Below are 25,589 nucleotides of genomic sequence, written 5' to 3'. Positions count from 1 at the left end.
TCGTGAGGTACGTGTAAATGACCGGGCCTGCTGAGTGCCGTGCGGGAAAACGCGTGGTCCTCGGCGCTTTGGTGACGACCGTCTGGTAACAGTCGAAACGTTCGGGCTTTGTCATTCAGGACGGGCGTTTGGTCCAATGGCCAAAAGCAAAAAGGCCGGGGGTAAACCCGGCCTTGATTGATAACCTTCAAGCGTGATCAGCCTACGGCACGCTCGTCATCGGGGCGAAAACCGATCAGGTTGGACGCCGCGAAACGCCCGCCTCCGGCTTTCTCGATTTTACCATCGCGCAGCAACTGCCCAAAAGAACGCAGGCTTTCTTCGCGATTGAACTCGTCTTGTTTCAGCGAACGCACCTTGTTCATCAGCTGCGGGCGCGAAAACTGCTCCTGACCTTCGATGAAGGACAGATAGGCGGCAGCCGCTTCCAGAAGATCAGGCAGCGATTGCGCACCCTGTTCCTGTGCAAACTGTGCAAAACCGCCTTCCTCTGATCCGGTTGCTTCCTGGTCTGTAGTGACGCGACGTGGCAAGACCGGACTTGCGGATGTTCCGTGTTCATCCACGCGCTGCTCGGCCACCAGCTTGAGTGGCGCCGGAGCTTCCGGTGCCGGACGCATGCTGGTTACCTTGATTTCGGGTCGCCGTGGGCTGACCACGGATGCCAGATCGCCGCGGTATTCCCGGTCGGCCGCCTCTTTCGAGCGCGCCTGACCGTCGCGGTCGGCTTCGGTGGCTGCGACGGCGGTGCGCAGGTGCGAATAGGTTTCGCGCGCATCGCTGCTGCTGGGGTCATCCATATGCTCGCCGGTCTTTGCCATCAGGCGCGACATATCCTGATCGGGATCCGCATCGTCAGCCAGTTTTTGGCTCGAACGACCGGACAGGTGCTGTTCGATCTCGGAAATTTCGGTCAACAGGTGCATTTCGTCTTCTGCCGTCAATACACCCTGCGTCAGGTCTTCCTCGACCGGTTCATCGTCGGATTCAATTGCTACGTCTTCAACGTTGAGGATGTTGGGGGCATCTTCTTCGTCGAAATCGTCTTCGGCAACGTCTTCAAGATCAGCGAACAAAGGCTCGGCAGCGGACTGATCCGCCACCGGCGCGTCTTCGATTTCGTCGATATGCAGGGGCTGGGGGGTCAGGGGCGCCTGCAAGTCAACGGTTTCTTCGATCTGAGTTTCAGCACCTTCGGGGATCAGCGCTTCTGCTGTCTCAGCCGCTTGCGGTTCTTCAGCTTCCTGATCCTGCAACTCATCAATCGCAGGTGCCGCGGGCTCTTCGGTTTCCTGGGATTCAGGCTCTGTGGGTTCGGCAAAGTCTTCTGCGCTGAGCGCACCGGCCTCAAACGCAGCGGCCACAGCATCTACCGGGGGGGCGGTATTGGCCAGCAGCGGCGACTCTTCGTCTTCGGAATACTCGGCAGCGGGCACGTCGGAATGAGAGACGACCGCGCGAATGCGTTGCAGTTTCGCCGCGATGCTGTCAGCAGCCGGTGGCGGGGTGTCCGCGACAGGTTCCGCTTCGGCGAACCCGGTCTGCGCGGGGGCCGGTTGCGGCTGAACATGAGTGGGAGTATCGGCAGCCTTGATAGCGGCCGTGTGCGGGGCCGGTTCTTCAGCAGCGACAGGAGTTTCGGTGGTCTGAGTGGCGCGCAGCAACAGGCCGGATTCGTTCTGACGGGCTTCGACGCGCTGTGATGCATCGCGCCGGGCGATGCGGGTCAGCATTTCGGCATCCGGTTGCGGGGGTTCCGAGCCGAAGTAACGGTCATCCGCTGCGAGATCGCGGAAATACTCGGCGATGGCTTTCATCGTTTCAAAGGAATCATCAAATCCTTCCAAAGTGCAGGAGAAGGTTCCATATGAAACGGTTAATACCTTGTTATTCTGTACCATCAGACGCACGTCCTTTACAAACTACGAGAGCCCACTTACCCGGAATCGGGAGCACACGAAGGCTCTGAACTTTATGCATGAACCTATCATTTTGTGGTCTTAATGTGTCCAAATCCGGGAAAAATGGCCAATCTTAGGAAAATCAAGCCAATTGTACGCTCTGCCGATCCAATTGGGTTGTTCGGAGGGGGATTTATCGGATATGGAGACCTGAATCTGGTGCTGAATCGCGTCAATTCGGTCGTTGCCGCCGATGGCGGAGCGGACGTTTTGACAGAATCAGGCCGGATTCCCGATGCGGTGATTGGTGACTTCGATTCGCTGAGCCAAGCGACGCAAGCAAAAATTCCCGCGGATCGCCTGTTTGCCATCCGCGAACAGGACAGTACCGATTTCGACAAGGCTCTGCGCAATCTGCACGCTCCGCTGGTTCTGGGGGCAGGGTTTCTTGGCGGGCGGCTTGATCATCAACTGGCCGTTCTGAATGTTCTGGTCCGACGGCAGGATCAGGCCTGCATATTGCTGGGCGAACGTGAGTTGGTTTTTCACGCACCGCCAGAGATCAAGCTGCCGGTTGCGCCCGGCGATGTGGTCTCGCTGTTTCCGATGCAGTCAGTGACGGGGCGTAGTACCGGGCTGGAATGGCCGATTGACGATCTGGCCTTTCGGCCGGACGGGCAGGTGGGAACGTCCAACCGCGCACTGGCACCTGTCGAGCTGAAGATGGATGGGCCGGGCTTGCTGGTGATGATCCCGCGCGCTGCACTCGATCCGCTTATGCAGGTGTTTCTGTCGGGGCAGACCGGGCGCTGGCCCGCTCGCGCAGAATGACGTACAGGCCTGCGGCAATGGTAATGACGATGCCAACTGCAGCCAATCCGTCGGGCAGGTCGCTGAAGATCACCCATCCGATCAGGGTTGCAACCGGGATTTCCAGATATTGCATCGGGGCCAGTGTAGCAGAGGGCGCATAGCGCAGCGACCAAGTCATCAGCAGATGGGCGACCGTACCCAACACCCCGATCGCAATCAGCAGCCAGTTCAGGTCGCTGGACGGCAGGGTCATCGAGAGCTCTTGAATGTTCATTTGCGTGCCAATCAGAAGGATCGGAGCCAGAAGGACTGTCGCAAATACGCCGGACACGGCTTGCAACGACACCGGGTCGGTCTCTTTCGCGACTTGCCGGGTGACCAGCATGAACAAGGCAAAAACCACGGCAACGATCAGTGGCAGCAACGCAGGTGCGCCCACCTCTGCAAAGCTGGGTTGAATAACTAGCAACGTGCCAATGAACCCGACGATGCAGGCGGCAAGACGGCGGGAACCGACCTCTTCCTCCAGAACATATTTGCCCAGCAGCAGCATGATGAATGGCATGACGAAGGCAATTGCAACGGCATCCGCCAAAGGCAGGAATTGCAGCGCGCTGAACATGGCCGAAATGCCGATGATATGCAGCAGGGTCCGTAGCAGTGTCAGCCGCAGGATGCGTCCGCGCATCCGCCAGGGCCGCCCCGTCACCGCAACCAGAGGGATCAGGATCACCGCTTGCACCGCGAAACGGACCATGACCAGCAGACCCAGCGGTGTGGTCTCGCCCAACAGCTTCGCCATCGCATCCCCCAAGGGCGCGAGCACGCAAAAACCGAGCATCAAAAAGATGCCAAAGACGGGTCTGTCCTGAGTCACGAGCGCGACGCTAACTGTTTCGCGACGCAGAGGGAAGCGCTGTTGTCAGCGGTCGGCCAGAGGCTGAACCTTGGTGTAATCCGGCCCGTTGCAGGTAGGCAAACCATCCTCCAATTTCAGCCATTTCAGCTTTTCTTCATGCGCGACATGCAACGTAGGTTCCAGCGTGTCAGGAGAGTCCAGTGTCGCGACAAAAAGGTGCATCACATCCGACATGGCGGTTGAACGGAAGGACATTGGCGTGCCGCAGTGCGGGCAGAAGCTGCGCTCGACACCGGGAGAGGAGTTGAAACGCTTGGGCTCTTCACCGGTCCACCGCCAATGGCCATCGTGAACTCCGAAATACGTTGTCATCGGCGCTGCGCACTGGCGGCGGCAACTGTCTCAATGGCAGCTGACGCATGACAGTACCGGAGGGTCGACCTCGAACCGGATCTTGCCGCACAGACAATGTCCACGCATGTCGCCCCTCGCTTTCTGTTTCAGCAGTTCGGTACGTTCACAGCCAGACCACCCAGCGACGTTTCCTTGTATTTCTCATGCATGTCATGGCCGGTCTGGCGCATCGTCTCGATCACCGCGTCCAGCGGCACGAAATGCTGACCATCTCCGCGCAAGGCCAGCGAGGCGGCTGAAACCGCTTTGATGGCCCCCAGCCCGTTTCGTTCGATACAAGGAACCTGAACCAGCCCGGCAACAGGGTCGCAGGTCATGCCCAGATGATGCTCCAGCGCGATCTCGGCGGCATTTTCCACCTGTTCGGGGGTTCCCCCCATCACGGCGCAAAGCCCGGCTGCCGCCATGGCGGCCGCGCTGCCAACTTCGGCCTGACATCCGGCTTCGGCACCCGAGATTGAGGCGTTGTACTTCACCAACCCGCCAATGGCCGCCGCGGTCAGCAGGAAATCCTCGATATGACTTTCGGACGCGCCCGGTACGTGATCTAGATAATAGCGCAGAACAGCGGGCAGAACACCTGCGGCCCCGTTGGTGGGCGCGGTGACAACTTGCCCGCCCGCCGCGTTTTCCTCGTTGACCGCCATGGCATAGACGCTCATCCAGTCGTTGATCGTGTGCGGCGCGGTCAGGTTCATGCCGCGTTCGGCCATCAGCGCATCATAGATGCCTTTCGCGCGGCGGCGCACTTTCAACCCGCCCGGAAGGATGCCGTCAGTGGTCAAGCCGCGTTCAATACAGGCATTCATGACGTCCCACAGGCGGGCCGAGCCTTTCGCGAAACTGTCGGCGCAGCCCCGCGCGATCTCGTTCGCGCGCTTCATCCCGGCTATGGTCTTGCCACTGGATTTGGCCATCTCAAGCATTTCTGCGGCGGACTTGAACGGGAACGGGACCGGGTCGCCCTCATCGGTGTCTTTCCCCTCGGCCAGTTCTTCCTCGGTCAGGACAAAGCCGCCGCCAATCGAATAGAACACCTGCCGCAGGATCACATCGCCCTGTGCGTCGGTGGCCATCAGGATCATCCCGTTGGCGTGCCCGGGCAGATTGTTGTCGTAGTCAAAGATCAGATCCGCCTTGGGATCGAAATGAAGCGTCGGCAGGCCTTCGGGCGTGACCGTGTGCGTGCGGGCGATATCAGCCAGCGCGGCCTCGGCCTTTTCATTGTCATAGGTGTCAGGAACAAAACCCGCCAGACCCAGAATGGTCGCCCGATCGGTCGCGTGACCGACACCGGTGAAGGCAAGCGAGCCGTGCAACGATCCTTTCAGGCCTGTAAATTCAAAGGGGGAGGCGCGCATCATGTCCAAAAAGCGCGCCGCGGCCACCATCGGGCCCATTGTGTGCGATGAAGACGGGCCAATGCCCACTTTGAACATATCGAAGACAGATAGGAACATATCAGATAGCCGAGCCTTCCGGGGGATTAGCGTAAGTAGGGGATGTGAAAGGTGTAACGCCCAAACCTTCCGCAGCGATTGCCGAACGGGTGGCGGGGCATGTCTCAAGGTGCAGAAGAACTTTCTGCAGATGCGGCGTGTCGGCCAGTTGATACCAGCTACGGTTAGCACTTACGGGGTACAGGGCCATCCAGCGCATCATGCAGGCGACATAATAGGTCAGAACCGATGGGACACCTGCGCGAAACCACTCAGGCCCGCGTTGCGCCAGCGCATCCAGCAGCCGCAGGTGCTGCAGCAACCGGGGTCGGATGCCCGCGCGCAGCGTGTCGGCCTGTGAGGCGTCTATGTATTTTTCAGCGTAGAACAGGATGCGCAGATCCGCATGCAACGTGTTGGACGCAAAAAACAGCCATTTCAGAAATCCGGCGCGTTCAGGATCATCCGCCGTCGGGGCAAGTTGACCATGGCGCTCCGTCAGCCAAAGCAGGATCGCCGCGGTTTCAAAGATCGGGCCCTGCGGCGTTTCCAGAACCGGGATCAGCCCGTTGGGATTAAGCGACCGATACGCGTCGCTGTCCTGCTCGTTCTGGCGGCGGTCCACCAGCACCGTTTCATAAGCCACGCCCATCTCGTCCAGCGCCAGCCGGATCACCAGCGAGGCGTTGTCAGGGGCATAGTGCAGGCGGTACGGGGTCAACATGCGCGCAACTTACAGCGCAAAGATGTGGGTGTAAGACATGATTGCGACTTTTCCGACAGGAAACGCGTAGTCCTGAGACATCTTAACGCCTGTCGGATCGCAAAATGGGGTCGCAGTCGCCTGACGCATTCCCTATAACTCCGTCAGAATAAACTGGGAAAGCTGCTATGACCAGAGATCTGTCGCCAATCGACACCGCGAAATATGTTGCCGCGTACCGTGCCGCCGACATGGTCGAAGACGGGATGCGCGTGGGCCTTGGCACAGGATCGACAGCCGCCTGGCTGGTGCGCCGTCTGGGTGAACGGGTGCGCGAAGACGGCCTGCGGATTAAGGGTGTTCCAACCTCGACCCGCACGGCGCAGCTTGCCCGCGAGGTTGGTATTGACGTCATTTCACTGGATCAGGCCGGTTGGCTGGACATGACCATCGACGGCGCGGATGAGTTCGATCAGGACCTGAACCTGATCAAGGGGGGCGGCGGTGCGCATTTGCAGGAAAAGATTGTGGCCACGGCCAGCGATCAGATGATCGTCATCGCCGATGCAGGCAAAGAAGTTGAAACTCTGGGGGCCTTTCCACTGCCTGTCGAGGTCATTCCCTTTGGCTGGCAGACAACGCGCACATTGATCGAGGAAGCCCTGGATACAATGGATGTACTTGGAACGTCCTCGGCGCTGCGCATGAATGGTGAGGCCCCGTTTGTAACCGATGAGGGCAACCACATCCTTGACCTGCACCTCAAGCGCATCGGCAACCCGCGCCAGATGGCGCTGATCCTGAACCAGGTGCCCGGTGTTGTGGAAAATGGCCTGTTCATCGACATCTGCGACAAGGTCGTGATCGGCCATGGCGATGGCCGGGTCGAGCTGCGGGATATCAACGCGGGCACGGTCGAACTGGATCAGCTGCTCAGCGGGTCGCGCGACAATCTGTTCTCCGATTTTTCGGACTGAGTTTCGTGCAGTTCCGTTCGGCAAGTGGCTATGAAAGTTCGAATTTTCCGCGCCGGGGGTTGGCACAGGCTTTTTTACGCCCAGATATCCAGAGAATTTTGAAAGTTGAACGAAGGAACCCGGCATGAGCTTTGACTATGATCTTTTTGTCATCGGCGGAGGTTCGGGCGGGGTCCGCGCGGCGCGTGTTGCGGCGGGCGAAACCGGCGCCAAGGTCGCGCTGGCCGAAGAAGACCGGTATGGCGGCACCTGTGTGATCCGGGGCTGCGTGCCAAAGAAGCTGATGGTCTTTGCCAGCGAATACTCGGGCATGGTCGGGGATGCGCAGGCCTATGGCTGGGACATTCAGCCCGGCGCGTTCAACTGGAACACTTTCCACGGCAAGCTGGTGGCCGAGCTTGATCGGTTGGAAGGGATATATCGCAATATCCTGAAGAACAACGGCGTCGAAAGCTTTGACCAGCGTGCGCGCCTTGTGGATGCCCACACGGTCGAGCTGACCGATGGAACCCGCAAAACCGCCAAACACATTCTGATCGCCACTGGCGGTCGCCCGGTTGTTCCGGATTTTCCGGGCTCGGAACTGGCGATTACGTCGAACGAGATATTCCATCTGGGTAAGCTGCCAGAAAGCATCCTGATCGTAGGGGGCGGTTATATCGCCTGTGAATTTGCCGGGATCATGAACGGGCTGGGGGTCAGGACGACTCAATTTTATCGCGGCGCACAGATCCTTCGGGGTTTTGATGACGAGGCGCGTGGACTGATCAGCGAAGAAATGTGCCAGAACGGCATCGACCTGCATCTGGGCACCAATGTGCTTGAGATGAAAAAGCAAGGCGACAAGATCTGGGTCAAGGCCACCAACGGCTCCGAGCAGAGTTTTGATGTGGTGATGTATGCCACGGGCCGTGCGCCGAATGCCGATAACCTTGGGTTGGAGGCTTTGGGCGTTGAACGCGGTCGTAAGGGTGAGATCATCGTGGATGAATACAGCCAGACCGCCGTTCCCTCGATATTTGCCATTGGCGATGTGACCGATCGGGTGAACCTGACCCCGGTCGCGATCCGCGAGGGGATGGCCTTTGTGGAAACCGTGTTCAAAGGCAATCCGACACCGGTAGATCACGAATTGATCCCGACTGCGATCTTCACTCAGCCCGAGATGGGAACTGTCGGCCTCAGCGAAGAAGAGGCAGCAGAACAGGAACCGATCGAGGTCTATGCCACATCTTTCAAGCCGATGCAGAAATCTTTTGCTGGCGGCACGCAGCGGGTACTGATGAAACTCATCGTCTCTCAGGCCACGCGCAAGGTGCTGGGTTGCCATATTGTCGCCCCCGGTGCCGGCGAGATGATCCAGCTGGCGGGAATCGCCGTAAAGATGGGCGCGACCAAGGAAGATTTTGACCGCACGGTTGCAGTTCACCCGGTCATGGCCGAAGAACTGGTGACAATGCGGCAACCTGTGCGCACGGCTTGATTTGCAAGCGCGCGCACACAGGTTACAAGGGAACCCGTGATCACACGGTCCAAAACGAAGGAAAAGATACATATGGCGGGCAACAGCGGCGGCCCCTGGGGGGGCGGAGGCTCATCCGGTGGCGGAGGAAATCAGGGTAACAACGGGAACGGGCGCAAGCCTCCCGAAAGCGATGGCCCGCATATTCCCGAGATCGATGAACTGATGAAAAAAGGCCAGGAGCAGCTGCGCGTCCTCATGGGCGGCCGTGGCGGCGGTGGCCGTGGCGGTAGCGGTGGTCAGGGCGGTGGCGGTCCGGCCTTTACCAAGGGCACAGTTGCGATTGGCCTTGTTGCAGCTGCAGTAGTCTGGGGGCTTGCGAGCTTTTATACTGTCAAACCCGAAGAACAGTCTGTCGAACTGTTTCTGGGTGAATTCTCGGCCGTCGGCAATCCGGGCCTGAACTTTGCGCCATGGCCGTTTGTAACCGCCGAGGTTATTCCGGTGACCCGCGAACAGAACGAAGACATGGGTGGCGCGCGTGGTAGCGACGATGGCCTGATGCTGACCGGCGACGAGAATGTGGTCGACATAGATTATCAGGTTGTCTGGAACATCAACGACCCGGCCAAGTACCTGTTTAATCTGCGTGATCCGCGCCAGACGATTCGAGCCGTGTCCGAATCCGCGATGCGTGAGATCATTGCACAAAGCGAGCTTGCACCGATCCTTAACCGTGATCGCGGCGTAATCGCCGACCGTTTGCAGGTGCTGATTCAGGATACAATGGACAGCTACGATTCGGGTGTGAACATCATTCGCGTCAACTTTGACAAAGCCGACCCGCCACAGGACGTGATCGCCTCCTTCCGCGATGTCCAGGCTGCCGCGCAAGAACGTGACCGGTTGCAGAACGTGGCAGACGCCTATGCCAACCGTGTGCTGGCCGAGGCACGCGGTGAAGCCGCACAGATTCTGGAAGAGGCTGAAGGGTACCGCGCCCAACAAATCAATAGTGCCCAAGGTGAGGCCAGCCGCTTTAGCGCGGTTCTGGAAGAATACTCCAAGGCACCGGACGTGACTCGCAAGCGTCTGTACTTGGAGCGGATGGAACAGATTTTGGGTGACGTCGACAAGATCATTCTAGACCCGAGTTCGAGTGGACAAGGGCAAGGCGTCGTGCCCTACCTGCCACTGAATGAGCTGCGCCGTAGTCCTTCTGGGGAGAGCAACTGATGCGTAAGACGACATTTATTTTGCCGATCGTTTTCATCGCGGTAGTCGGTGTTCTTTCCTCGATTTTCATCGTGGACGAGCGCGAACGTGCTCTGGTTTTACAATTTGGCCGCGTTGTCGCGGTGAAAGAGGAGCCAGGTCTGGCGTTCAAGATACCGGTGATTCAAGAAGTAGTGCGCTATGACAACCGCATCCTGTCCATCGATGTCCACCCGCTGGAAGTTACTCCGCTGGATGATCGTCGTCTGGTGGTTGATGCGTTTGCGCGTTATCGAATTTCTGATCTGGAACAGTTCCGTCAGGCCGTTGGCGTCGGTGGTATCCCGGTGGCCGAGGATCGTCTGGACCGCATTCTGCGTGCTGAAACCCGCGAAGTACTGGGTTCGGTTTCCTCGCGCGACATCCTCAGCTCGGATCGTGCAGCCTTGATGCTGCGCATTCGAAATAGCGCGATTGCCGAAGCGCAGGCGTTAGGCGTCACCGTAATCGACGTGCGCCTGAAAGCGACCGACTTGCCGCAGGCCAACCTTGAGGCCACATTTGACAGGATGAAGGCCGAGCGGGAACGTGAAGCGACAGATGAACGCGCACGTGGTAACGAGGCGGCGCAACGTGTGCGCGCGCAGGCTGACCGGACTGTGGTTGAACTGGTGTCGGATGCGCGCCGTGAGGCTGAGATCACCCGCGGTGAAGCCGACGCCGAACGCAACGCGATCTTTGCCGAAGCTTATAGCGCCGATCCGGAGTTCTTTGAATTTTACCGCTCGTTGACGGCCTATCAGAATGCGCTGCAAGGCGGTAACAGCTCGCTGGTGTTGAGCCCGGATTCCGAGTTTTTCAATTACCTGGGTTCACCCACAGGGCGGAGTGTTCCGGCGGCTCCGGTCTCTGAATAATGGGCATGATCCTTCTGGCCTTCGGGCTGGTACTGATTGTCGAGGGGCTGGCCTATGCGCTGGCCCCTTCGCTTATCGAACGGATGCTGGAGGCGCTGCGCGCCATGCCCGTACAGGCCCGGCGTCTGGCCGGGTTGCTTTGTGTTGTCAGTGGTTTGATCCTGCTCTGGGGGGCATATCAACTGGGCTTTTGACGGGGCGGTTTCACGTGCGGGTGATTTCGCTGCGATCCCGAGTTGCTCACCGGGTTAAACTGACTACATTGGAAACTAAGAAAGGCCGATACAGGCCTTGGCAAGATTGTCGACAAGGAGAGCTCAAGTGCAGGCGAAAGCGAGCAGTTTATCCGTCCGATGGGACGACGTGAGTGTTTGGATGCGGCTAATGTGGCTGGCCTTTGCCGGTACACTGCTTGTGCTGGCGCAGTCGGTTTCCGCTCAGGCCAGAAGCGAAAGCCTTGCGCCCTTGGCGGAAAAGATCAGCCCGGCCGTGGTGAACATCACCACAAGCACCCTGATCGAAGGTCAGACAGGTCCGCAGGGCATCGTGCCCGAGGGGTCTCCGTTCGAGGATTTCTTTCGCGAGTTTCAGGATCGCAACGGCGGCAATGACAACGGCCCGCCCCGACGCAGCAACGCCCTTGGGTCGGGTTTTGTGATCTCAGAGGATGGCTTTATTGTCACCAACAATCACGTCATTGCGGAAGCTGATGAAATCCTCATAGAATTCTTCCCCGGCGACGGGCAGCCCAAAAAAGAACTGGTGGCCAAGGTCATCGGAACCGATGAGAAAACCGATATCGCGCTGCTCAAGGTCGAAGCGTCCGGCCCCTTGAAATACGTGCAATTCGGCGACAGCGACGTGGCGCGTGTGGGTGATTGGGTTATTGCCATGGGCAACCCGCTTGGTCAGGGCTTTTCTGTATCCGCTGGTATCGTATCCGCCCGCAACCGGGCGCTCAGCGGATCTTATGACGACTACATCCAGACGGATGCGGCGATCAACCGGGGCAACTCGGGCGGTCCGTTGTTCAACATGGACGGCGAAGTGATCGGCGTGAACACCGCCATCCTGTCGCCCAACGGTGGCTCGATCGGCATCGGCTTTTCGATGGCGTCGAACGTGGTAGTGAAGGTTGTCGATCAGCTGCGCGAGTTTGGTGAAACCCGGCGCGGCTGGCTGGGTGTCCGCATTCAGGACGTGACCGAGGACATGGCCGAGGCCATGGGGCTGGAAAAGCCCGGCGGCGCGCTGATCAGCGATGTTCCGGAAGGCCCCGCCCAGGAGGCCGGTCTGAAAGCAGGCGACGTGATCATCAGCTTTGACGGTGTCGAGGTCGAAGACACCCGTGGTCTGGTCCGTCAGGTTGGCGAAACAGAAGTCGGCAAAGCTGTCCGGGTCATTGTGCATCGCGATGGCGGCACGCAGACAATTCTGGTCACGCTGGGACGCCGCGAAGACGCAGAAAGCAAAGAAGATGACGAAGAAGAAACGCAAGATGCTCCGGTCGAAGAAAACGCCGATATTCTCGGGCTGACCATCTCCCCGCTCACAGATACGCTGCGCGCGGATATGGGATTGGATGCAGATGCCGAAGGTCTGGTGATTTCGAATGTCGACGAAGCGTCTGAAGCCTACGCGAAAGGGTTGCGCGCGGGTGACCTGATTACGGAAGCGGGTCAGCAAAAGGTGGAAACCATCGCGGATCTGGAGGCCCGAATGGACCAATCGCGAGAGGCTGGGCGGAAATCCCTGCTGCTTTTGGTCCGCAGGGGGGGCGAGCCGCGATTTGTGGCGCTAAGCCTGGAAGAGTGATTAGAAAAGGCCGGGACAAGCGCCTGGCCTTTTTCATTGCCTGAACACCTGAAGAGGCATGCAGAAAGAAAATGAGCCATACGCGGTAATTGCGTATGGCTCAGATACAGGGAGAGATCAGTGGACAGATATCGGGGATGATTCTCTGACCTCCTACGGTAACAACTTCACCTTAGGTCAACGCCGACCTCTTCGTATGTGAACCAGATCACACTGGGTCAGATAAGTTCGGAATCGGCCAGTTCCCGCAAAGCGTCGAAATCCTGAATCAGCAATCCGCCGCGCGAGGATTCGACAATATTGTCGCGTTTCCAGATCGAGATCGTCTTGGAAACGGCCTCGCGTGTGGCCCCGACAAATTCGGCCAGTTCGCTCTGCGACAAGGTGATGCGCTGCGTTGGGTCGTCCTGCAATTCCGACAGATGCAAAAGCTTTCGGGCCAATCGAATGGGCATGGGCAAAAAGACCTGCTCGTTCAGCTGCAACCCCATCCATCGCATGCGCACCCCGGCCAACCGGATCAGATCCACGGCAAGATCAGGCTGTTTTCTGATCTGGTTCATGACGTCATTGCGACGTACGCGCAAAACGCGCGATGGCTCGGCCGCCGCAATAGTCGCCGTGCGCGGGCCGTTGTCAAACAGCGCAATTTCGCCAAAGACTTCGCCAGGGCGCATCAGGGTCAGCGTCAGCTTTCGCCCGCTCATCGCCAGAAAGGACACTTCAAGCGTGCCTTCCAGAATGGCATAGAGCGAATCGCCTTCATCGCCCTGTTCGAATAGGGTTTCACCTTGAGCCAGCGAGATGTCGGTCGCCTGCGCCGAAAGCATCTCTCTAAGCCCGTCGGAGGCCTCCGAAAGGAAGCCGCTGGTGGGAAAGGCCGTCATGTATACACCGATCTTGGGTAAGGTGTGAGTGTGGGTGGTGACACAACTTCCCATAGCTCGGTGGCTAAGCCAAGAATTTTGTTTGTTTTGCAGGTATTGCGACGTCAGGGCAGCTATTTCTGTTCCGGGTCGTCCATATAGCGTTGCAGGATGCTGAATTGCAGCATCAGGAAGGCCATCAGCGCGATGGGAAATCCGAAGGTTTCGATTTTGACCCAAAGGTCGGTCGACATGGTGCGCCAGACAAACTCGTTTGCGGCGGCCAGAACGGCGAAGCAGGCGCAAAGGCGGCGCGTCAGAATCATCCACCCTTCGTGCTTCATCGGCAGCAATTCATCCAGTACGTAGGCCAGATAAGATTTCTTTTGCAGCAACCCGATGCCAAGGATCAGGGCGAACAGGCCATAGACAAGCGTGGTTTTCATCTTGAAAAACCGCTCGTCATTGAACCATGCGGTCAGGCCACCAAAGAAAATGACCATGAAGGCCGTGAAAATCTGCATCCGGCTAAGCTGGCCGGTCAGGTACCACAGGATACCCATTGCCCCCAGCATCAAAGGGACGAAGATAATCGTGGCGATGATAAAGCCGGAATACTCGGTGCCACCGATCAGAAAACTGTCATCACGCAAGCGCAGGTAGATGAAGAAGAAGGCCAGCGGCGGGCCAAGCTCCAGCACCTGTTTCAGAAATGGGTTGATATCTTTTTTGCCTGTCATCGGTATGTCCTGCTGCTTACCCGCCCATTTCAACTATTACGGCGCCGAGTGCAATCAATGCCATCAATGCAATGCGTCTTGGGCCAACGGTCTCCTTCAGGACAAGCCAGCCAATCAGCGCCGCAAAGACGGTTGAGGTTTCGCGAAGCACGGCGGCTTCACCGACTTTGTCCAGCCGTGTGGCCAGCATGATCGACCCAAATGACAAAGGCGCGATGATGCCCCCAGCCAGACCCCGCAGCATCAGCGGGCCGGGTGCAGGGCGATGTGTCATCGCGCGCCATCTGAGGAAGGCGTAGACCGGCATCGCCGCGCCGTCGATCATGAAGAACCAGGCCAGAAATGTGAACGGGTCGGCGGTGGCGCGTATGCCATAAGCGTCATAGGTGGTGTAAAGCGCTACAAACAGGCCCGTAATGATCGCCAGGACCAGCGCAATCCCCAGTGTGTCCCGGTTGGTTTCGAGAAACCGGAAATTATAGGCGGCCAGGCCAAATATCCCGGCCAGCAGGGTTGCGACGCCCAGCCACTGCACGGTCGAGAATGTTTCACCGAACAGGAGATAGGCACCAATGACCGTAAACAGCGGGCCTGTCCCGCGCACGACGGGATAGACGACCGTGTAGGACCCCTTGGTGTACGCCGCGGCCTGCAGCGTCTTGTAGGCAATGTGGATCAGCCAGACGAGGGCGAAGATCGGCCACATATGAGGTTCAGGCCAGGGAACCACGAAAAAGGCAAACGGGGCGGCCATCAGGCCATAGCTGGCGTCAATGGCGCCGCGGGACAGCCATGGATCATGGCGGCCTTTCTGTAGCGCCCCGAACGCGGCGTGCAGGAAGGCAGCCATCAACGCCAGTGCCAGCGCCAGTTGGTGACCGGTTTCGGTGCCTTCAAGTGAGATCAGCCAGTCGCTCAATTACGCAAACCTTTTGCCGGGCGGAAAGGGGTGGGGGCTGTCTGCCCCCACACCCCCGAGGATATTTAGGGCCAGATGAAGTGGCGGATCAGCCCTTGTCGAGCCCGGTCAGGGCGGCGGCGAATTCTTCGGGGTCGAAGGGGGCAAGGTCATCAATCTGCTCTCCCACCCCGATTGCATGGATCGGCAGGCCGAACTTGTCGGCCAGAGCGACCAGCACGCCGCCCTTGGCGGTTCCGTCCAGCTTGGTCATGATCAGGCCCGAGACATCGGCCAGCTTGCGGAAAGTTTCCACCTGGCTCAGCGCGTTCTGGCCTGTGGTGGCATCGAGGACCAGCAAGGTGTTGTGCGGCGCGGTCTCGTCAACCTTGCGGATGACGCGGACGATCTTGGCCAGCTCCTCCATCAGATCCGTGCGGTTTTGCAGGCGTCCGGCGGTGTCGATCATCAGCAGGTCCGCGCCTTCGGCCTGTGCCCGGGTCAGCGCGTCAAAGGCGAGGCTGGCGGGATCCGAGCCCTCGGGCGCGGTCAGAACCGGAACCCCGGCGCGGTCGCCCCAGACTTGCAGCTGTTCGACGGCCGCAGCACGAAAGGTATCACCGGCGGCGATGACGACTTTTTTTCCAGCCTGCTTGAACTGGCTGGCCAGTTTGCCGATGGTCGTGGTCTTGCCCGAGCCGTTGACACCGACGACCAGCACCACTTGCGGGCGTTTGGGGTAAATCGGCAGTGGCTTGGCCACGGGCTCCATCACACGGGACACTTCCTGCGCCAAATGCTGTTTGATTTCCCGGGTCGAGAGTTTGCGCCCAAAGCGCCCCTCGGCCATGTTCGAGGTGACACGGAGGGCGGTGTCGACGCCCATGTCAGAAGCGATCAGCAGCTCTTCGAGCTGCTCGAGCATGTCGTCATCCAGCGTGCGGCGCATTTCAGTGGCGTCGCCGCCGCGGCTGAACAGACGGTTCAGGATGCCTTTGGATTCGGGAATTTCCGGCGGTGGGGCAATGGGCTTGGGGTCCGCCGGGGCGGGGGCAGGTTGTTCAGCCGGTTCCTGCGCCGGTTCAGGGGCCGGAATTTCCGGGACCGGTTGCGGCTCGGGCTCTGGTTCGGGGAGGACTGGGTCGGGTGCGGCGATTTCCTCGCCACCATCCTCGACGATGGCGTCCAGCCCCTGTTCGAGGCGGGATGAGGATTTGAACAGCTTGTCCTTTAGCTTTGAGAAAAACGCCATATTTGGTCTCCGCAGGTGTTCCTTTCACCTAATGCGGATTTGCGGCAGTTGCAAAGGGTCACGCAAAAGCGAAGACGAACCCAAATTGCGCGCCCCAGTAGAGCGGCCAGATCAGATAGGGAGTCAGCTTGTGGGCGGGATGGTTCGCAGGCAGCAGGAACTTTTCCGTTGCAAGGATCAGGTCGGACGCGATGAAGGCGATTGCAGCCGGAAACGCCCATCGCAGGGCACCTGTCTGGGGCAGCGCCAGCACGGTGATCCCCATGCCAAGGATGATCGGTATATAGGCCAGAACAGGGCCTTTGAGATCTCCGGCCCGAGAGGCAAGCAAGGTGGCCATGACAATGCCCAGAATGATCAGAGACCACACGATCGCGGGGGCGTCCCAGATCAGGCTGGCGGAACTGGCGGGATGCGAAAGAAACAAGGCGATATAGGCCAGATGCCCGGCGGCAAAAGCGGCAATACCAGCCATGAACGTGGCATCCGTTTCACGCGACAACAGCGCGTCCCCGGTCGCGCACAGTGCAAGCGCAACGGCCAGCATCCATGGGCCGCCCTGCAGAACCGCAATGACTGCCAACACGGCGACCGAGGCGGTTTTCAGCACAGTGCGCAAGGAACTGGCTGGTCGGACCGTCAGGGGCAGGTATCCCAATGCGCAGCCAAGGGCGATCCAGAAGAGAAAGGTTGTCATGTCACCTCACTGCGGTTTTCGAATACCATCATCCCGAGTGGGGCAAATAATCAAGCGCTTACGTGGAGTTAAGCGTGTTTCGCCAACCCTCGGCCAAAGGGTGAATGGCGTCGCCGGATCGCATCTGACACAATGGGCGTATGTTCCGAGCGCTGATGATTCTCGCCTGTTTTGCCGCACCGCCCGCTGTGGCCCAGACCCCTTTGTCCGGCCCCGAATTCGACACCTATACGCGGGGCAAGACCCTGTTTTACGGGTTCGAAGGGCAGGTCTACGGGGTCGAACGCTATTTGCCCAACCGCCGCGTGATCTGGTCTTTTCTGGATGGCGATTGCAAGGAAGGTGTCTGGTATCAGCAGGAAGAGCAGATTTGTTTCATCTACGAAGACCGGTTTGATCCGCAATGCTGGGTCTTTACGCGATCCGGCGGTGGCCTCGTCGCGCAGTTTGAAGGTGACCCGCAGGCGACCGAGCTGTACGAGGCGGAAGATATCGGTGAAGAAATGGTGTGTTATGGCCCCGACGTCGGTGTCTGACTAGATCACCCGAAGCTCATCATAGCTGAGCATGACATGCTCCTGATATGCAGGTCTTTCTGTCAGCTTTTCGTAATAGCGCCGCAGGTTGGGCAGGACCCTGCGAGATATGGCGATGTCGTAATAGCGATAAAGGATATGTCCCAGCTGAATATCGGCCAGCGTCAGATCGGACCCGCACAGGTAGGTGTTTTCTGATAGCCGGGTATCGGCAAGTGCCAGTTTGCTTTCCAGTGCGGCAACGGCCTGTTTAATCGCGTGTTGGTCCTGCTGCGCCGGAGCAGTTCGCACAACCTGCCAGAACACGGGTACCGTGAAATCCATCGCAATGTTGATCTTGGCCCATTCCGCCCATTTGTCGACTTCGGCCCGTTGGACTGGGTCGCGCGGCCAGAACGCATTCCCGCCATAGGCATTCGCCAGGTAGCGCAGGATTGCGCCGGTCTCCCACAGCGGTGGGTGATTACCATCCTGGAGTACTGGGATGGTGCCGTTCGGGTTCAGCTTGCGAAAGGCATCGGTGTCCAGCCCACCGAACCTGTGCCCTGCATCGTGGCGATGAAAGCGCAGCCCCAGCTCTCCGACGCACCACATCAGGGCCTGAACATTCGATGACGTTTTGCGGCCCCAGATTGTCAGCATGGCTTAGAACAACGATCCCTGACCTGGTGCATCCGGTTTGGTTTTCCGGTTGGGCTGCTTTGCGGCTGTCCCGGTGCCAAGAATGCCATCGGCGAATTCGATGTCCAGCGCCGTATGTTTCGCGGCATCGGCTTTGGTCGTGATGACATTCCCATCTGCGCGGACCACAGCATATCCGCGTTCCAGCGTGGCCTTGTAGCTGAGCGTTTCGCGCAGGCGGTCGGTGGCCTCAAGCTGATGTTTCAGACGATCCAGCCGCGTGGTCTGCGCCGCGTTCAGCCGGTCACCAAGCCGGGCAAGGTTTTGAGCATGCTGGCCGATCTCGCGTTGAATCGGTCGCAGGGACAGGCGCGAAGACAGGTTGCGCAGTGATTCCTGACGGGCCGAAACCAGACCGCGCAGAGTTGACGGGCGCAGATGCGCAGACAGTTCCACCACTTGCAGGCGACGGTTTTGCACTCCTCGCGTCAAAGCTGGGGTCAGGCGATCTGCAATCAAATCAAGGCGTTGTCTGGGGGAGTTCAACAGACTGTCAGGGCGCGGCAGGGCGCGGGACAAATCGCGCAGCCTTTGCGAACGGCGCTGCACCGCGTCCGTTGCCGCGCGAGACAGACGTGCGCCTTGCTCTCCGGTCCAGGCGAGCAGTTCGATGCGGACCGGCACGGCCAGCTCTGCCGCAGCTGTGGGTGTAGGCGCGCGGCGGTCCGAGACGAAATCAATCAGGGTCGTGTCGGTTTCATGCCCGACGGCCGAAATCAGCGGTATTTCCGATGCGGCGGCGGCGCGCGCGACACTTTCTTCGTTGAAGCCCCAAAGATCTTCGATCGACCCACCGCCACGGGCCACGATGATCAGGTCAGGACGGGGCAGTGCGCCACCGGGTGTAAACTGGTTGAACCCTTCGATGGCGCGGGAAACCTCGGGGGCGCAGTTTGCGCCCTGCACGGCTACGGGCCAGATCAGCACCTTGCGCGGGAACCTGTCCCGAAGCCGGTGCAGAATGTCACGGATCACCGCGCCCGAAGGCGATGTCACGACGCCGATGATCTGCGGCAGATACGGCAGGGGCTTCTTACGCTCGGGCGCAAACAGACCTTCGGCCTCAAGCTGTTTCTTGCGCTTTTCCAGCAAGGCCATAAGCGCGCCCTGACCGGCAACGGCAACTTCATCGACATTCAGGTTGTATTTGGATTGCGCGCCAAAAGCGGTCAGGCGACCGGTGACGACAACCTCCAGCCCTTCCTCTGGCACGACCGAGAGGCTGGAAACCTGACCTTTCCATGTTGTGCAGGCCAAAACGTTCCGGTCGTCCTTGATGTCGTAGTACAGGTGCCCGGATCGGGCCTTGAACACGCGGCCAACTTCGCCGCGCACGCGGATTCGCCCGAACGCGCCTTCCAGCGTGCGTTTTACCTCGCCCGATACCTCGGAAACCGTGTATTCAGGGGTGTTTTGGCCCGGAATCGGGTCATCAAGCAGGTCGGACATTTCAGCGCCTTGTTTCAAATGCTCACCCAGCTTAGAACGCCGCGCAGGCGAGGCCAAGCAGATCGGAGACGACCCCATGAACATCCTTATTCTCGGCAGCGGCGGGCGCGAACACAGCCTGGCCTGGGCGGTGATGCAAAACCCAAAATGCGACCGTCTGATCGTGGCGCCGGGCAATGCCGGGATCGCTCAGATCGCGGATTGTGCCGCTCTGGATATCGAAAACGGCGGGGCCGTCGTCAGCTTTGCCGAGGAAAACGCGATTGATTTCGTGATTGTCGGCCCCGAGGCCCCCTTGGCAGCAGGAGTGGCGGATCGCCTGCGCGAAGCCGGGGTGCTGGTTTTCGGACCGTCTGCCGAAGCGGCCCGGCTGGAAGCCTCGAAAAGCTTTACCAAGGAAATCTGCGACGCGGCACATGCCCCCACCGCCGCTTATGCGCGGTTCACCGCGCCCGAACCCGCCAAGGCTTATATCCGCGAACAGGGCGCGCCCATCGTGGTCAAGGCCGATGGTCTGGCCGCCGGCAAGGGCGTGATCGTGGCCATGGACGAAGACACGGCGCTTGACGCCATTGACGACATGTTCGGAGGTGCCTTTGGTGGCGCGGGGGCCGAGGTCGTGATCGAAGAGTTTATGGACGGCGAAGAAGCGTCTTTGTTTGTTCTGTGCGATGGCCAAGACATCCTGTCCATCGGCACGGCACAAGACCACAAGCGGGTGGGCGAAGGGGATACCGGCCTGAACACCGGGGGGATGGGTGCCTATTCTCCGGCGCCGGTTCTGAGTGCGGAAGTTGAAGCGCGCGCGATGGAAGAAATCGTGCGCCCCACCATTGCCGAAATGAAGCGCCGGGGCACACCGTTTCAGGGAATTCTCTATGCGGGGCTGATGATCAAGGACGGCCAGCCGCGCCTTGTGGAATACAACGTCCGTTTTGGGGACCCGGAATGTCAGGTCCTGATGATGCGTCTGGGCGCGCAGGCGATGGACCTGTTGCATGCCACCGCCGAAGGGCGGCTGGGCGAGATGCGGGTCAACTGGGCTGATGATCACGCGATGACGGTCGTGATGGCGGCCAAAGGTTATCCGGGAACCTACGAGAAGGGCACGGTCATCAAAGGATTGGACGGCATGCCCGAGGACAGCAGCAATATGGTGTTTCATGCCGGCACTAGCGAGGCTGCGGGGCAGGTGCAGGCCGTCGGCGGGCGCGTTCTGAACGTGACCGCGCGCGGAAAAACGCTGCAAGAGGCGCGCGACCGGGCGTATCAGATGGTTGATGCCGTGGATTGGCCCGAAGGGTTCTATCGTAGCGATATCGGCTGGCGCGCTTTGGAGGGATGATCGGGCAGGGGGCTTTGCCCCCTCGGCCTCGCGGCCTCCCGGCGCTGCGCGCGTTCGGGGTCGAAATCGTCCACTGGACGATTTCCTTTCAACCGCTCACCCCCAGGATATTTTTGGCCAGATGAAGAAGCGGATCAGCACTTTAGGGCTGATGTGAGACTGTCGCGGTGTTTGAGCGGGCCCAGGTCCGTCAGATGCCAGCCATCTTGATAAAAAACACGGATGATCTGCGACCAGTCGGCGCTGGCAAGGATCATCTCAGGGGGTTCACCACAGCTCCTCAGGCCGCCGGAAATGAAATCCTCACCGATCTTGTGGTTGGTCAGGCCGGGCAAAGCGGCGATTTCGGTCAGGCCGCCATCTTTGAAGCGCCAGATCCGCAGGGTTTTGGCCAGGTGGGGACGGTCGATATAGGCGATTTCGATATTGCCGTCACCATCCAGATCAGCAGCACCGACCGGGGCGAGCCAGCGGAAACGTGCGCCGATATGAGGTGTGGCCGCGATTTTTTCGCCAGCGGTGTTGTAGATCGCAAGCTGAGCGCCTGTTGTGTCCTGCGTTTCAACGACAATTGCTTCAACCGCGCCGTCCCTGTCGATGTCTGCCAGACGCGGCGCGAGGTCTTCGAATACACGGTCCTGTGGCAGGCGAACCGTTACGACTGTGTCATTGACCACAAGTTCTAGTGCGCCGTATTCGATGTTGTCGCCCAAAACACCATGCGCGTATCGCGTGGTTGGTTCCGTGAAGCGAGCGTCGGTGATGGTGTCCGCCGGGACAGCGATTGGCAGCGCGCACCACATGCCAAAAGGGAGCAAAGCGCTGCGCACCCGACATTGCCACAGGCGGGCGGGTTGACGCGGCGCTTTGGACAGCATCAGATCTGCTTTTCGGGCATCTGGACAATCAGACCGTCCAGCGCGTCGGTCACCTTGATCTGGCAGGTCAGGCGCGAGCGGGCCGGGTCGGGCTCATAGGCGAAATCCAGCATATCCTCTTCCATGTCGTCCTTGGCCGGGATCTTCTCGACCCAGTCGGGGTGGACATAGACATGGCAGGTCGAGCAGGCGCAGGCACCGCCGCAATCGGCCTCGATGCCGGGAATATTGTTGTCTCGGGCCCCTTCCATGACAGTCAGTCCGTTGGCGACCTCGACAGTGTGCTCGGTACCGCCATGCTCGACATAGGTGATCTTTGCCATTGCGTGCGTCTTCCTTTTGCGATGTTCGAAACCTTCCTTAGTGAAGGGAGTTAGGTGTTTCCAGCCTCATTTGCGACTCCTTGCGCCGTGTCTGGACTTTCCTGTATTTTGTTCTATTTTTGTTCTTATGTTTACTGCCCCTTTTCACCGCGCGATTTCAAACCGGGACTGGCCGCGACCGCCGTCCTGTCTGCCCTCCGCCCAGCTGGAGGCCCCGCCCGAAGGGGCGCGTGTGGCCGTGGCCGGGCTGGTGATCTTGCGGCAGCGGCCGGGGACAGCCAAAGGCGTGATCTTTCTGACGCTTGAGGATGAGACCGGGATCGTCAACGTGGTGGTCTGGCGCAAAATCTACGAACGCTTCCGCCGTGCGGTGATCTCGGGGCGGTTGCTGAAGGTGACGGGCCGGATGCAGCGGGCGCATTCGGTGACCCATGTGATCGCGGAAGAGATCGAGGATATCTCGGGCATGCTGGACCTGCTGGTGCAGGGGCAGGGTTAGGCCTGCTGTGCGGATCAATCCGACATTGTCCGTCGCAGTGCCGCAAACCCGCGCCTGAAGGGCGGGCGATATGTTTTCTATGCCCCAAATGCGCGATTAAGGCGCTTTTCCGCCACTTGAACGCGGGATGGTCGACTCTTTGGCACCGGGCGAGTAGTGACACGCATCTTTGCGCATCGGCTTGTGTCAAAGCTCGGGCCGGATTGCGCATCACTCAACGTCTTTTCAGAGTCAGTTCGGATGCTCAACGCAACACACCAAGGATCGCTCCAAAATACCGTCTCTCTGGACGAAAGCCGGATTTCCGACCGTCTGGCTGAGCTCTCGGAACTCACGCGTTCAGCGGGATATGTTCATACCGCCCGAATGATCGATGAGGCGTTAAGCGCTTATTCCTTTGAACGCAGGCAGGTTGAGACTGCAAAAAGGCTTCGGTCGGAGTTGCAGCAACTCAAGCGGATGGAGGCGTCGCGCTCGGCGGAGAAAGCGGATCGAAAGCCGCATTTGGTCCCGAGCTTTCGGTCCCGGCGGTCGGCAAAACCCGATGGGATGCTTTTCGAAAGGGCAGAGCGTTCTGACGGCGCAGCCCAGAAAGCCGGAGCGCGCAAAGGGCAGGCCGCATTTGTCCTGACGACCCGGATGCGTGTTGACGGGCGGAACGTTGCAAGGCTGCGCAATGGGCACTGGACAGGCATATCCATGTCTTTCCCCGCGGAACCTGAATTCCAGTTTCGCTGACAGGTCGCCCCGCGCCAAGGATTCGCTGCCGGGGGTGCTGGTCGTGTTGGTGCGGGGCGGAGTAACCCGGTACGGGGACAAAGCGGGCCATAACTGCACCGCTGTAAAGGTCCGCTTCATTAGACAGCTAGGCTATCCGAGTGAACGCTTATCGAGCCAGAAGCACACCAAGATAGACAACGTAAGCGAGCACAAAGAGCCCGCCCTCGCGCCGACTGATTGACCAGCCGCTTCGGGCAAACCCGATAAGGACAAGCGTTGAGGCACACAGAACCCAGATATCGAGACGAATAATCTCGCCAGGAATGACCATAGGTTGCACCAGAACAGTTACGCCAAGGATACCCAAGATGTTGAAGATGTTACTGCCCAAGACGTTCCCGAGTGCGACATCTCCCTCACCTTTCCGAACTGCGATGATTGAAGTGACGAGTTCCGGCATTGAGGTTCCGATTGCAACAATTGTCAGCCCAATTACCGTCTCCGAAAGCCCCGCTGTCTCAGCGAGAGACACGGCACCTGTCACCAAGAGCTTTGCCCCAAATATCGTGATTGCCAGCCCTGCAACGGTGATTAGTAACGACACGGCAAGTGATGTTTCTGGGCCGATCACGGCTTCTGCTTCGTTCTCGTAGACAGCTGCGGCTGGCGTGCCTTCGGACCTATACTCAGACCACAGTGTGAAGCCCAGATAGGCCGCCAAGGTGACGACAAGCCCTGCGCCGATCAGCCGGCTGATTTCGCCGTATAGAACTACGCTTAAACAAAGGAGAATTACTATCACGACCACCGTGCCGTCCCGGCGGAATGCTCTCGGGTTCACGGCGATAGGCGCGATGAGTGCTGCGATGCCGAGTATTAGAAGAATGTTCCCAATGTTGCTGCCGACAACATTCCCAATTGAAATGCCTGAAGAACCGGAAAGCGCGGCTTGCAAGCTTGTAACCAGTTCCGGTGTTGACGTTCCGAAGCCAACCAGTGTCAGTCCAATGACCATCGGTGAAATACCGAACGACTTGGCAGCAGAAACCGATCCGCGCACCACCAATTCGCCACCGACCATCAAGCCAACAAGGCCAAAAACGACAAATAATGCCGCGTACATCTTGAGTGGGTCTTTCTGAAGGATTTCCGTCGCTCATGTAATGATTTGCCAAACCTATACAATAGCAAAGGCGGATATTCGCGCATCACGCAGCATACGTAAGATTGACCTCAAAACCGGCCATGGAACAAGCTTACCGCTTGAACAAAACGCTCTGCGCCTGCTTGTCCCGGTGATCCCCTCGCAACTCGGCATAAAGCGCGCGTCCGGCCTGAACGGCTGGGCGGGCGCTGACGGTCTCCAGCCAGCGGGCAAAGTGCGGCTTGTCCTCCAGCACCTGCCGCTGACCTTCCCACAGGCTGGCCCAGCCCCAGATCGACATGTCGGCGATGGAATAGAAATCGCCCGCGACATACTCGTTTTCGGCCAGCCGCCGGTCCAGTACGCCGTAAAGGCGCGCGACCTCGGCGCGGTAGCGGTCCTTGGCATAGGGCAGGTCCTGTGGCGGGTCCAGTTGCGGGGCGTATTTCAGGAAGTGATGCGCCTGACCCGCCATCGGGCCAACGCCTCCCATCTGCCACATCAGCCATTCCTCGACCGCGATCCGGTCGCGCTCGGTCCTGCCATAGAACCGCCCGGTCTTGCGGGCCAGATACATCAGGATCGCGCCGCTTTCGAAAACCGAAATAGGTGCGCCGTCCGGCCCGTCGGGATCGACGATGGCGGGCATCCGGTTGTTGGGCGCGATCTTCAGGAAACCGGGGTCGAACTGGTCACCCTTGCCGATATTGATCAGATGGGTGGTGTAGGGCAGCTCCATCTCTTCCAAGGCGATGGAAACTTTCCAGCCATTCGGTGTCGGCCAGAAATACAGATCAATCGGGTCAGCCATGTGTTCTCCTGATGTTGACGGGGATCATGCGGGTTTCTGCCGGTTCGGCAAGTACCGCTTACGAAAGCGTGACCGAACCGCAGGCCGGGCTTGACCGAGAACCGCCCGAGGCGTATTGCGATCCTGAAGCTACGTGGCGATTTGTTACCGGATTGCGGGCCACGCTAAACAACACCGCTAAAAGGTCAGGATGAAAGACCCCTTTCGCTTGGCCGCGTCTGGGGTTTTTTGTTTG

26 protein-coding genes, 1 pseudogene and 1 riboswitch are annotated in these 25,589 nt (G+C 59.2%); of the genes and pseudogenes, 11 read left to right on the top strand and 16 right to left on the bottom strand.

What is annotated here, in order from left to right:
- Positions 1-197: 197 nt before the first annotated feature.
- Positions 198-1,901, bottom strand: coding sequence for a hypothetical protein (locus AC2FNC_RS02430; RefSeq protein ID WP_480493469.1), 1,704 nt, complete (start codon positions 1,899-1,901; stop codon positions 198-200).
- Between the two features lie 123 nt (positions 1,902-2,024).
- Between AC2FNC_RS02430 and AC2FNC_RS02425 the strand changes: the two genes are divergently transcribed.
- Entirely contained in the window at positions 2,025-2,732 is a 708-nt protein-coding gene (locus AC2FNC_RS02425) for a thiamine diphosphokinase (RefSeq protein WP_480493467.1), read from the top strand.
- Here the strand turns inward: AC2FNC_RS02425 and AC2FNC_RS02420 are convergent.
- The 4 genes and pseudogenes from AC2FNC_RS02420 to AC2FNC_RS02405 all read right to left on the bottom strand — a co-directional run bounded on the left by AC2FNC_RS02420 (position 2,677) and on the right by AC2FNC_RS02405 (position 6,150).
- Positions 2,677-3,591: a DMT family transporter gene (locus tag AC2FNC_RS02420; RefSeq protein WP_480476470.1), complete on the bottom strand. Its 915-nt coding sequence runs from the start codon at positions 3,589-3,591 to the stop codon at positions 2,677-2,679. The two genes, AC2FNC_RS02425 and AC2FNC_RS02420, sit on opposite strands and share 56 nt — an antisense overlap.
- A gap of 45 nt (positions 3,592-3,636) precedes the next feature.
- A pseudogene (locus tag AC2FNC_RS02415) lies at positions 3,637-3,960 on the bottom strand (GFA family protein); the annotation flags it as partial.
- A 113-nt stretch (positions 3,961-4,073) separates the two neighbouring features.
- Positions 4,074-5,447: an L-serine ammonia-lyase gene (locus tag AC2FNC_RS02410; protein WP_480481524.1), complete on the bottom strand. Its 1,374-nt coding sequence runs from the start codon at positions 5,445-5,447 to the stop codon at positions 4,074-4,076.
- 1 nt (position 5,448) lies between these two features.
- Positions 5,449-6,150, bottom strand: a complete 702-nt coding sequence (locus AC2FNC_RS02405) for a glutathione S-transferase family protein (RefSeq protein ID WP_480604141.1) — start codon at positions 6,148-6,150, stop codon at positions 5,449-5,451.
- Between the two features lie 167 nt (positions 6,151-6,317).
- Between AC2FNC_RS02405 and rpiA the strand changes: the two genes are divergently transcribed.
- From rpiA to AC2FNC_RS02375, 6 genes are all read left to right on the top strand, one after another.
- Positions 6,318-7,106, top strand: a complete 789-nt coding sequence (gene rpiA, locus AC2FNC_RS02400) for a ribose-5-phosphate isomerase RpiA (RefSeq protein ID WP_209504279.1) — start codon at positions 6,318-6,320, stop codon at positions 7,104-7,106.
- A gap of 124 nt (positions 7,107-7,230) precedes the next feature.
- The gene (gene gor / locus AC2FNC_RS02395; RefSeq protein WP_480604143.1) at positions 7,231-8,589 is read left to right on the top strand and encodes a glutathione-disulfide reductase; all 1,359 of its coding nucleotides are present in this window, start codon (positions 7,231-7,233) and stop codon (positions 8,587-8,589) included.
- A 72-nt stretch (positions 8,590-8,661) separates the two neighbouring features.
- The gene (hflK, locus tag AC2FNC_RS02390) at positions 8,662-9,804 is read left to right on the top strand and encodes an FtsH protease activity modulator HflK (RefSeq protein ID WP_480476480.1); all 1,143 of its coding nucleotides are present in this window, start codon (positions 8,662-8,664) and stop codon (positions 9,802-9,804) included.
- Complete coding sequence (gene hflC / locus AC2FNC_RS02385; RefSeq protein WP_480476482.1) at positions 9,804-10,700, top strand: protease modulator HflC; 897 nt, start codon at positions 9,804-9,806, stop codon at positions 10,698-10,700. Before hflK ends, hflC begins: the two co-directional genes overlap by 1 nt.
- On the top strand, positions 10,700-10,894 hold the full coding sequence (locus AC2FNC_RS02380; protein ID WP_480476484.1) for a DUF2065 domain-containing protein: 195 nt from the start codon (positions 10,700-10,702) through the stop codon (positions 10,892-10,894). The genes hflC and AC2FNC_RS02380 overlap by 1 nt, the downstream gene beginning before the upstream one ends.
- A 181-nt stretch (positions 10,895-11,075) precedes the next feature.
- Positions 11,076-12,515, top strand: coding sequence for a Do family serine endopeptidase (locus tag AC2FNC_RS02375; RefSeq protein WP_480493563.1), 1,440 nt, complete (start codon positions 11,076-11,078; stop codon positions 12,513-12,515).
- Positions 12,516-12,733: 218 nt separating this feature from the next.
- Here AC2FNC_RS02375 and AC2FNC_RS02370 read toward each other — a convergent pair whose 3' ends face one another.
- From AC2FNC_RS02370 to AC2FNC_RS02350, 5 genes are all read right to left on the bottom strand, one after another.
- Positions 12,734-13,402: a Crp/Fnr family transcriptional regulator gene (locus tag AC2FNC_RS02370; RefSeq protein WP_480476488.1), complete on the bottom strand. Its 669-nt coding sequence runs from the start codon at positions 13,400-13,402 to the stop codon at positions 12,734-12,736.
- A gap of 113 nt (positions 13,403-13,515) precedes the next feature.
- Positions 13,516-14,121 (bottom strand): inner membrane-spanning protein YciB, encoded by a 606-nt coding sequence (locus tag AC2FNC_RS02365; RefSeq protein ID WP_480476490.1) that lies wholly within the window; start codon positions 14,119-14,121, stop codon positions 13,516-13,518.
- A 16-nt stretch (positions 14,122-14,137) separates the two neighbouring features.
- Entirely contained in the window at positions 14,138-15,040 is a 903-nt protein-coding gene (locus AC2FNC_RS02360; RefSeq protein WP_480554669.1) for an EamA family transporter, read from the bottom strand.
- A gap of 88 nt (positions 15,041-15,128) precedes the next feature.
- The gene (gene ftsY / locus AC2FNC_RS02355) at positions 15,129-16,271 is read right to left on the bottom strand and encodes a signal recognition particle-docking protein FtsY (protein ID WP_496714537.1); all 1,143 of its coding nucleotides are present in this window, start codon (positions 16,269-16,271) and stop codon (positions 15,129-15,131) included.
- 58 nt (positions 16,272-16,329) lie between these two features.
- Positions 16,330-16,968 carry a lysoplasmalogenase family protein gene (locus AC2FNC_RS02350; protein ID WP_480554672.1) on the bottom strand — a complete coding sequence of 213 codons (639 nt, stop codon included), beginning with the start codon at positions 16,966-16,968 and terminating at the stop codon, positions 16,330-16,332.
- A gap of 155 nt (positions 16,969-17,123) precedes the next feature.
- Here AC2FNC_RS02350 and AC2FNC_RS02345 point away from each other — a divergent pair, with 155 nt between their 5' ends.
- A complete protein-coding gene (locus tag AC2FNC_RS02345; protein ID WP_480516600.1) occupies positions 17,124-17,504 on the top strand; it encodes a hypothetical protein in 381 nt (126 codons plus the stop codon).
- Here AC2FNC_RS02345 and AC2FNC_RS02340 read toward each other — a convergent pair whose 3' ends face one another.
- Both AC2FNC_RS02340 and xseA read right to left on the bottom strand, forming a co-directional pair.
- Positions 17,505-18,146 carry a glutathione S-transferase family protein gene (locus tag AC2FNC_RS02340; RefSeq protein WP_480554673.1) on the bottom strand — a complete coding sequence of 214 codons (642 nt, stop codon included), beginning with the start codon at positions 18,144-18,146 and terminating at the stop codon, positions 17,505-17,507.
- Positions 18,147-18,149: 3 nt separating this feature from the next.
- The gene (xseA, locus tag AC2FNC_RS02335) at positions 18,150-19,634 is read right to left on the bottom strand and encodes an exodeoxyribonuclease VII large subunit (protein WP_496714536.1); all 1,485 of its coding nucleotides are present in this window, start codon (positions 19,632-19,634) and stop codon (positions 18,150-18,152) included.
- A gap of 76 nt (positions 19,635-19,710) precedes the next feature.
- On the opposite strand from xseA, the gene purD reads away from it, so the two are divergent.
- Complete coding sequence (gene purD, locus AC2FNC_RS02330) at positions 19,711-20,979, top strand: phosphoribosylamine--glycine ligase (protein ID WP_480516606.1); 1,269 nt, start codon at positions 19,711-19,713, stop codon at positions 20,977-20,979.
- A gap of 134 nt (positions 20,980-21,113) precedes the next feature.
- Here purD and AC2FNC_RS02325 read toward each other — a convergent pair whose 3' ends face one another.
- Together AC2FNC_RS02325 and AC2FNC_RS02320 are read right to left on the bottom strand one after the other, a co-directional pair.
- Entirely contained in the window at positions 21,114-21,857 is a 744-nt protein-coding gene (locus AC2FNC_RS02325) for an FG-GAP repeat domain-containing protein (protein ID WP_496714535.1), read from the bottom strand.
- A complete protein-coding gene (locus AC2FNC_RS02320) occupies positions 21,857-22,180 on the bottom strand; it encodes a 2Fe-2S iron-sulfur cluster-binding protein (protein ID WP_209504265.1) in 324 nt (107 codons plus the stop codon). Before AC2FNC_RS02320 ends, AC2FNC_RS02325 begins: the two co-directional genes overlap by 1 nt.
- A gap of 127 nt (positions 22,181-22,307) precedes the next feature.
- Here AC2FNC_RS02320 and AC2FNC_RS02315 point away from each other — a divergent pair, with 127 nt between their 5' ends.
- Together AC2FNC_RS02315 and AC2FNC_RS02310 are read left to right on the top strand one after the other, a co-directional pair.
- The gene (locus AC2FNC_RS02315) at positions 22,308-22,679 is read left to right on the top strand and encodes an OB-fold nucleic acid binding domain-containing protein (protein WP_480476508.1); all 372 of its coding nucleotides are present in this window, start codon (positions 22,308-22,310) and stop codon (positions 22,677-22,679) included.
- A gap of 240 nt (positions 22,680-22,919) precedes the next feature.
- On the top strand, positions 22,920-23,417 hold the full coding sequence (locus tag AC2FNC_RS02310) for a hypothetical protein (RefSeq protein ID WP_496714534.1): 498 nt from the start codon (positions 22,920-22,922) through the stop codon (positions 23,415-23,417).
- A gap of 148 nt (positions 23,418-23,565) precedes the next feature.
- Here AC2FNC_RS02310 and AC2FNC_RS02305 read toward each other — a convergent pair whose 3' ends face one another.
- Together AC2FNC_RS02305 and AC2FNC_RS02300 are read right to left on the bottom strand one after the other, a co-directional pair.
- Complete coding sequence (locus AC2FNC_RS02305) at positions 23,566-24,522, bottom strand: calcium/sodium antiporter (protein WP_496714533.1); 957 nt, start codon at positions 24,520-24,522, stop codon at positions 23,566-23,568.
- Positions 24,523-24,655: 133 nt separating this feature from the next.
- Positions 24,656-25,354, bottom strand: coding sequence for a glutathione S-transferase N-terminal domain-containing protein (locus AC2FNC_RS02300; RefSeq protein ID WP_496714532.1), 699 nt, complete (start codon positions 25,352-25,354; stop codon positions 24,656-24,658).
- A 123-nt stretch (positions 25,355-25,477) separates the two neighbouring features.
- Positions 25,478-25,555, top strand: a riboswitch (SAM riboswitch).
- Positions 25,556-25,589 lie beyond the last annotated feature (34 nt).

Source organism: Ruegeria sp. BHSA123 (assembly GCF_059613425.1).
The sequence above is the reverse complement of the archived record's forward strand: the minus strand, read 5'-3'. Positions and strand labels throughout refer to the sequence as shown.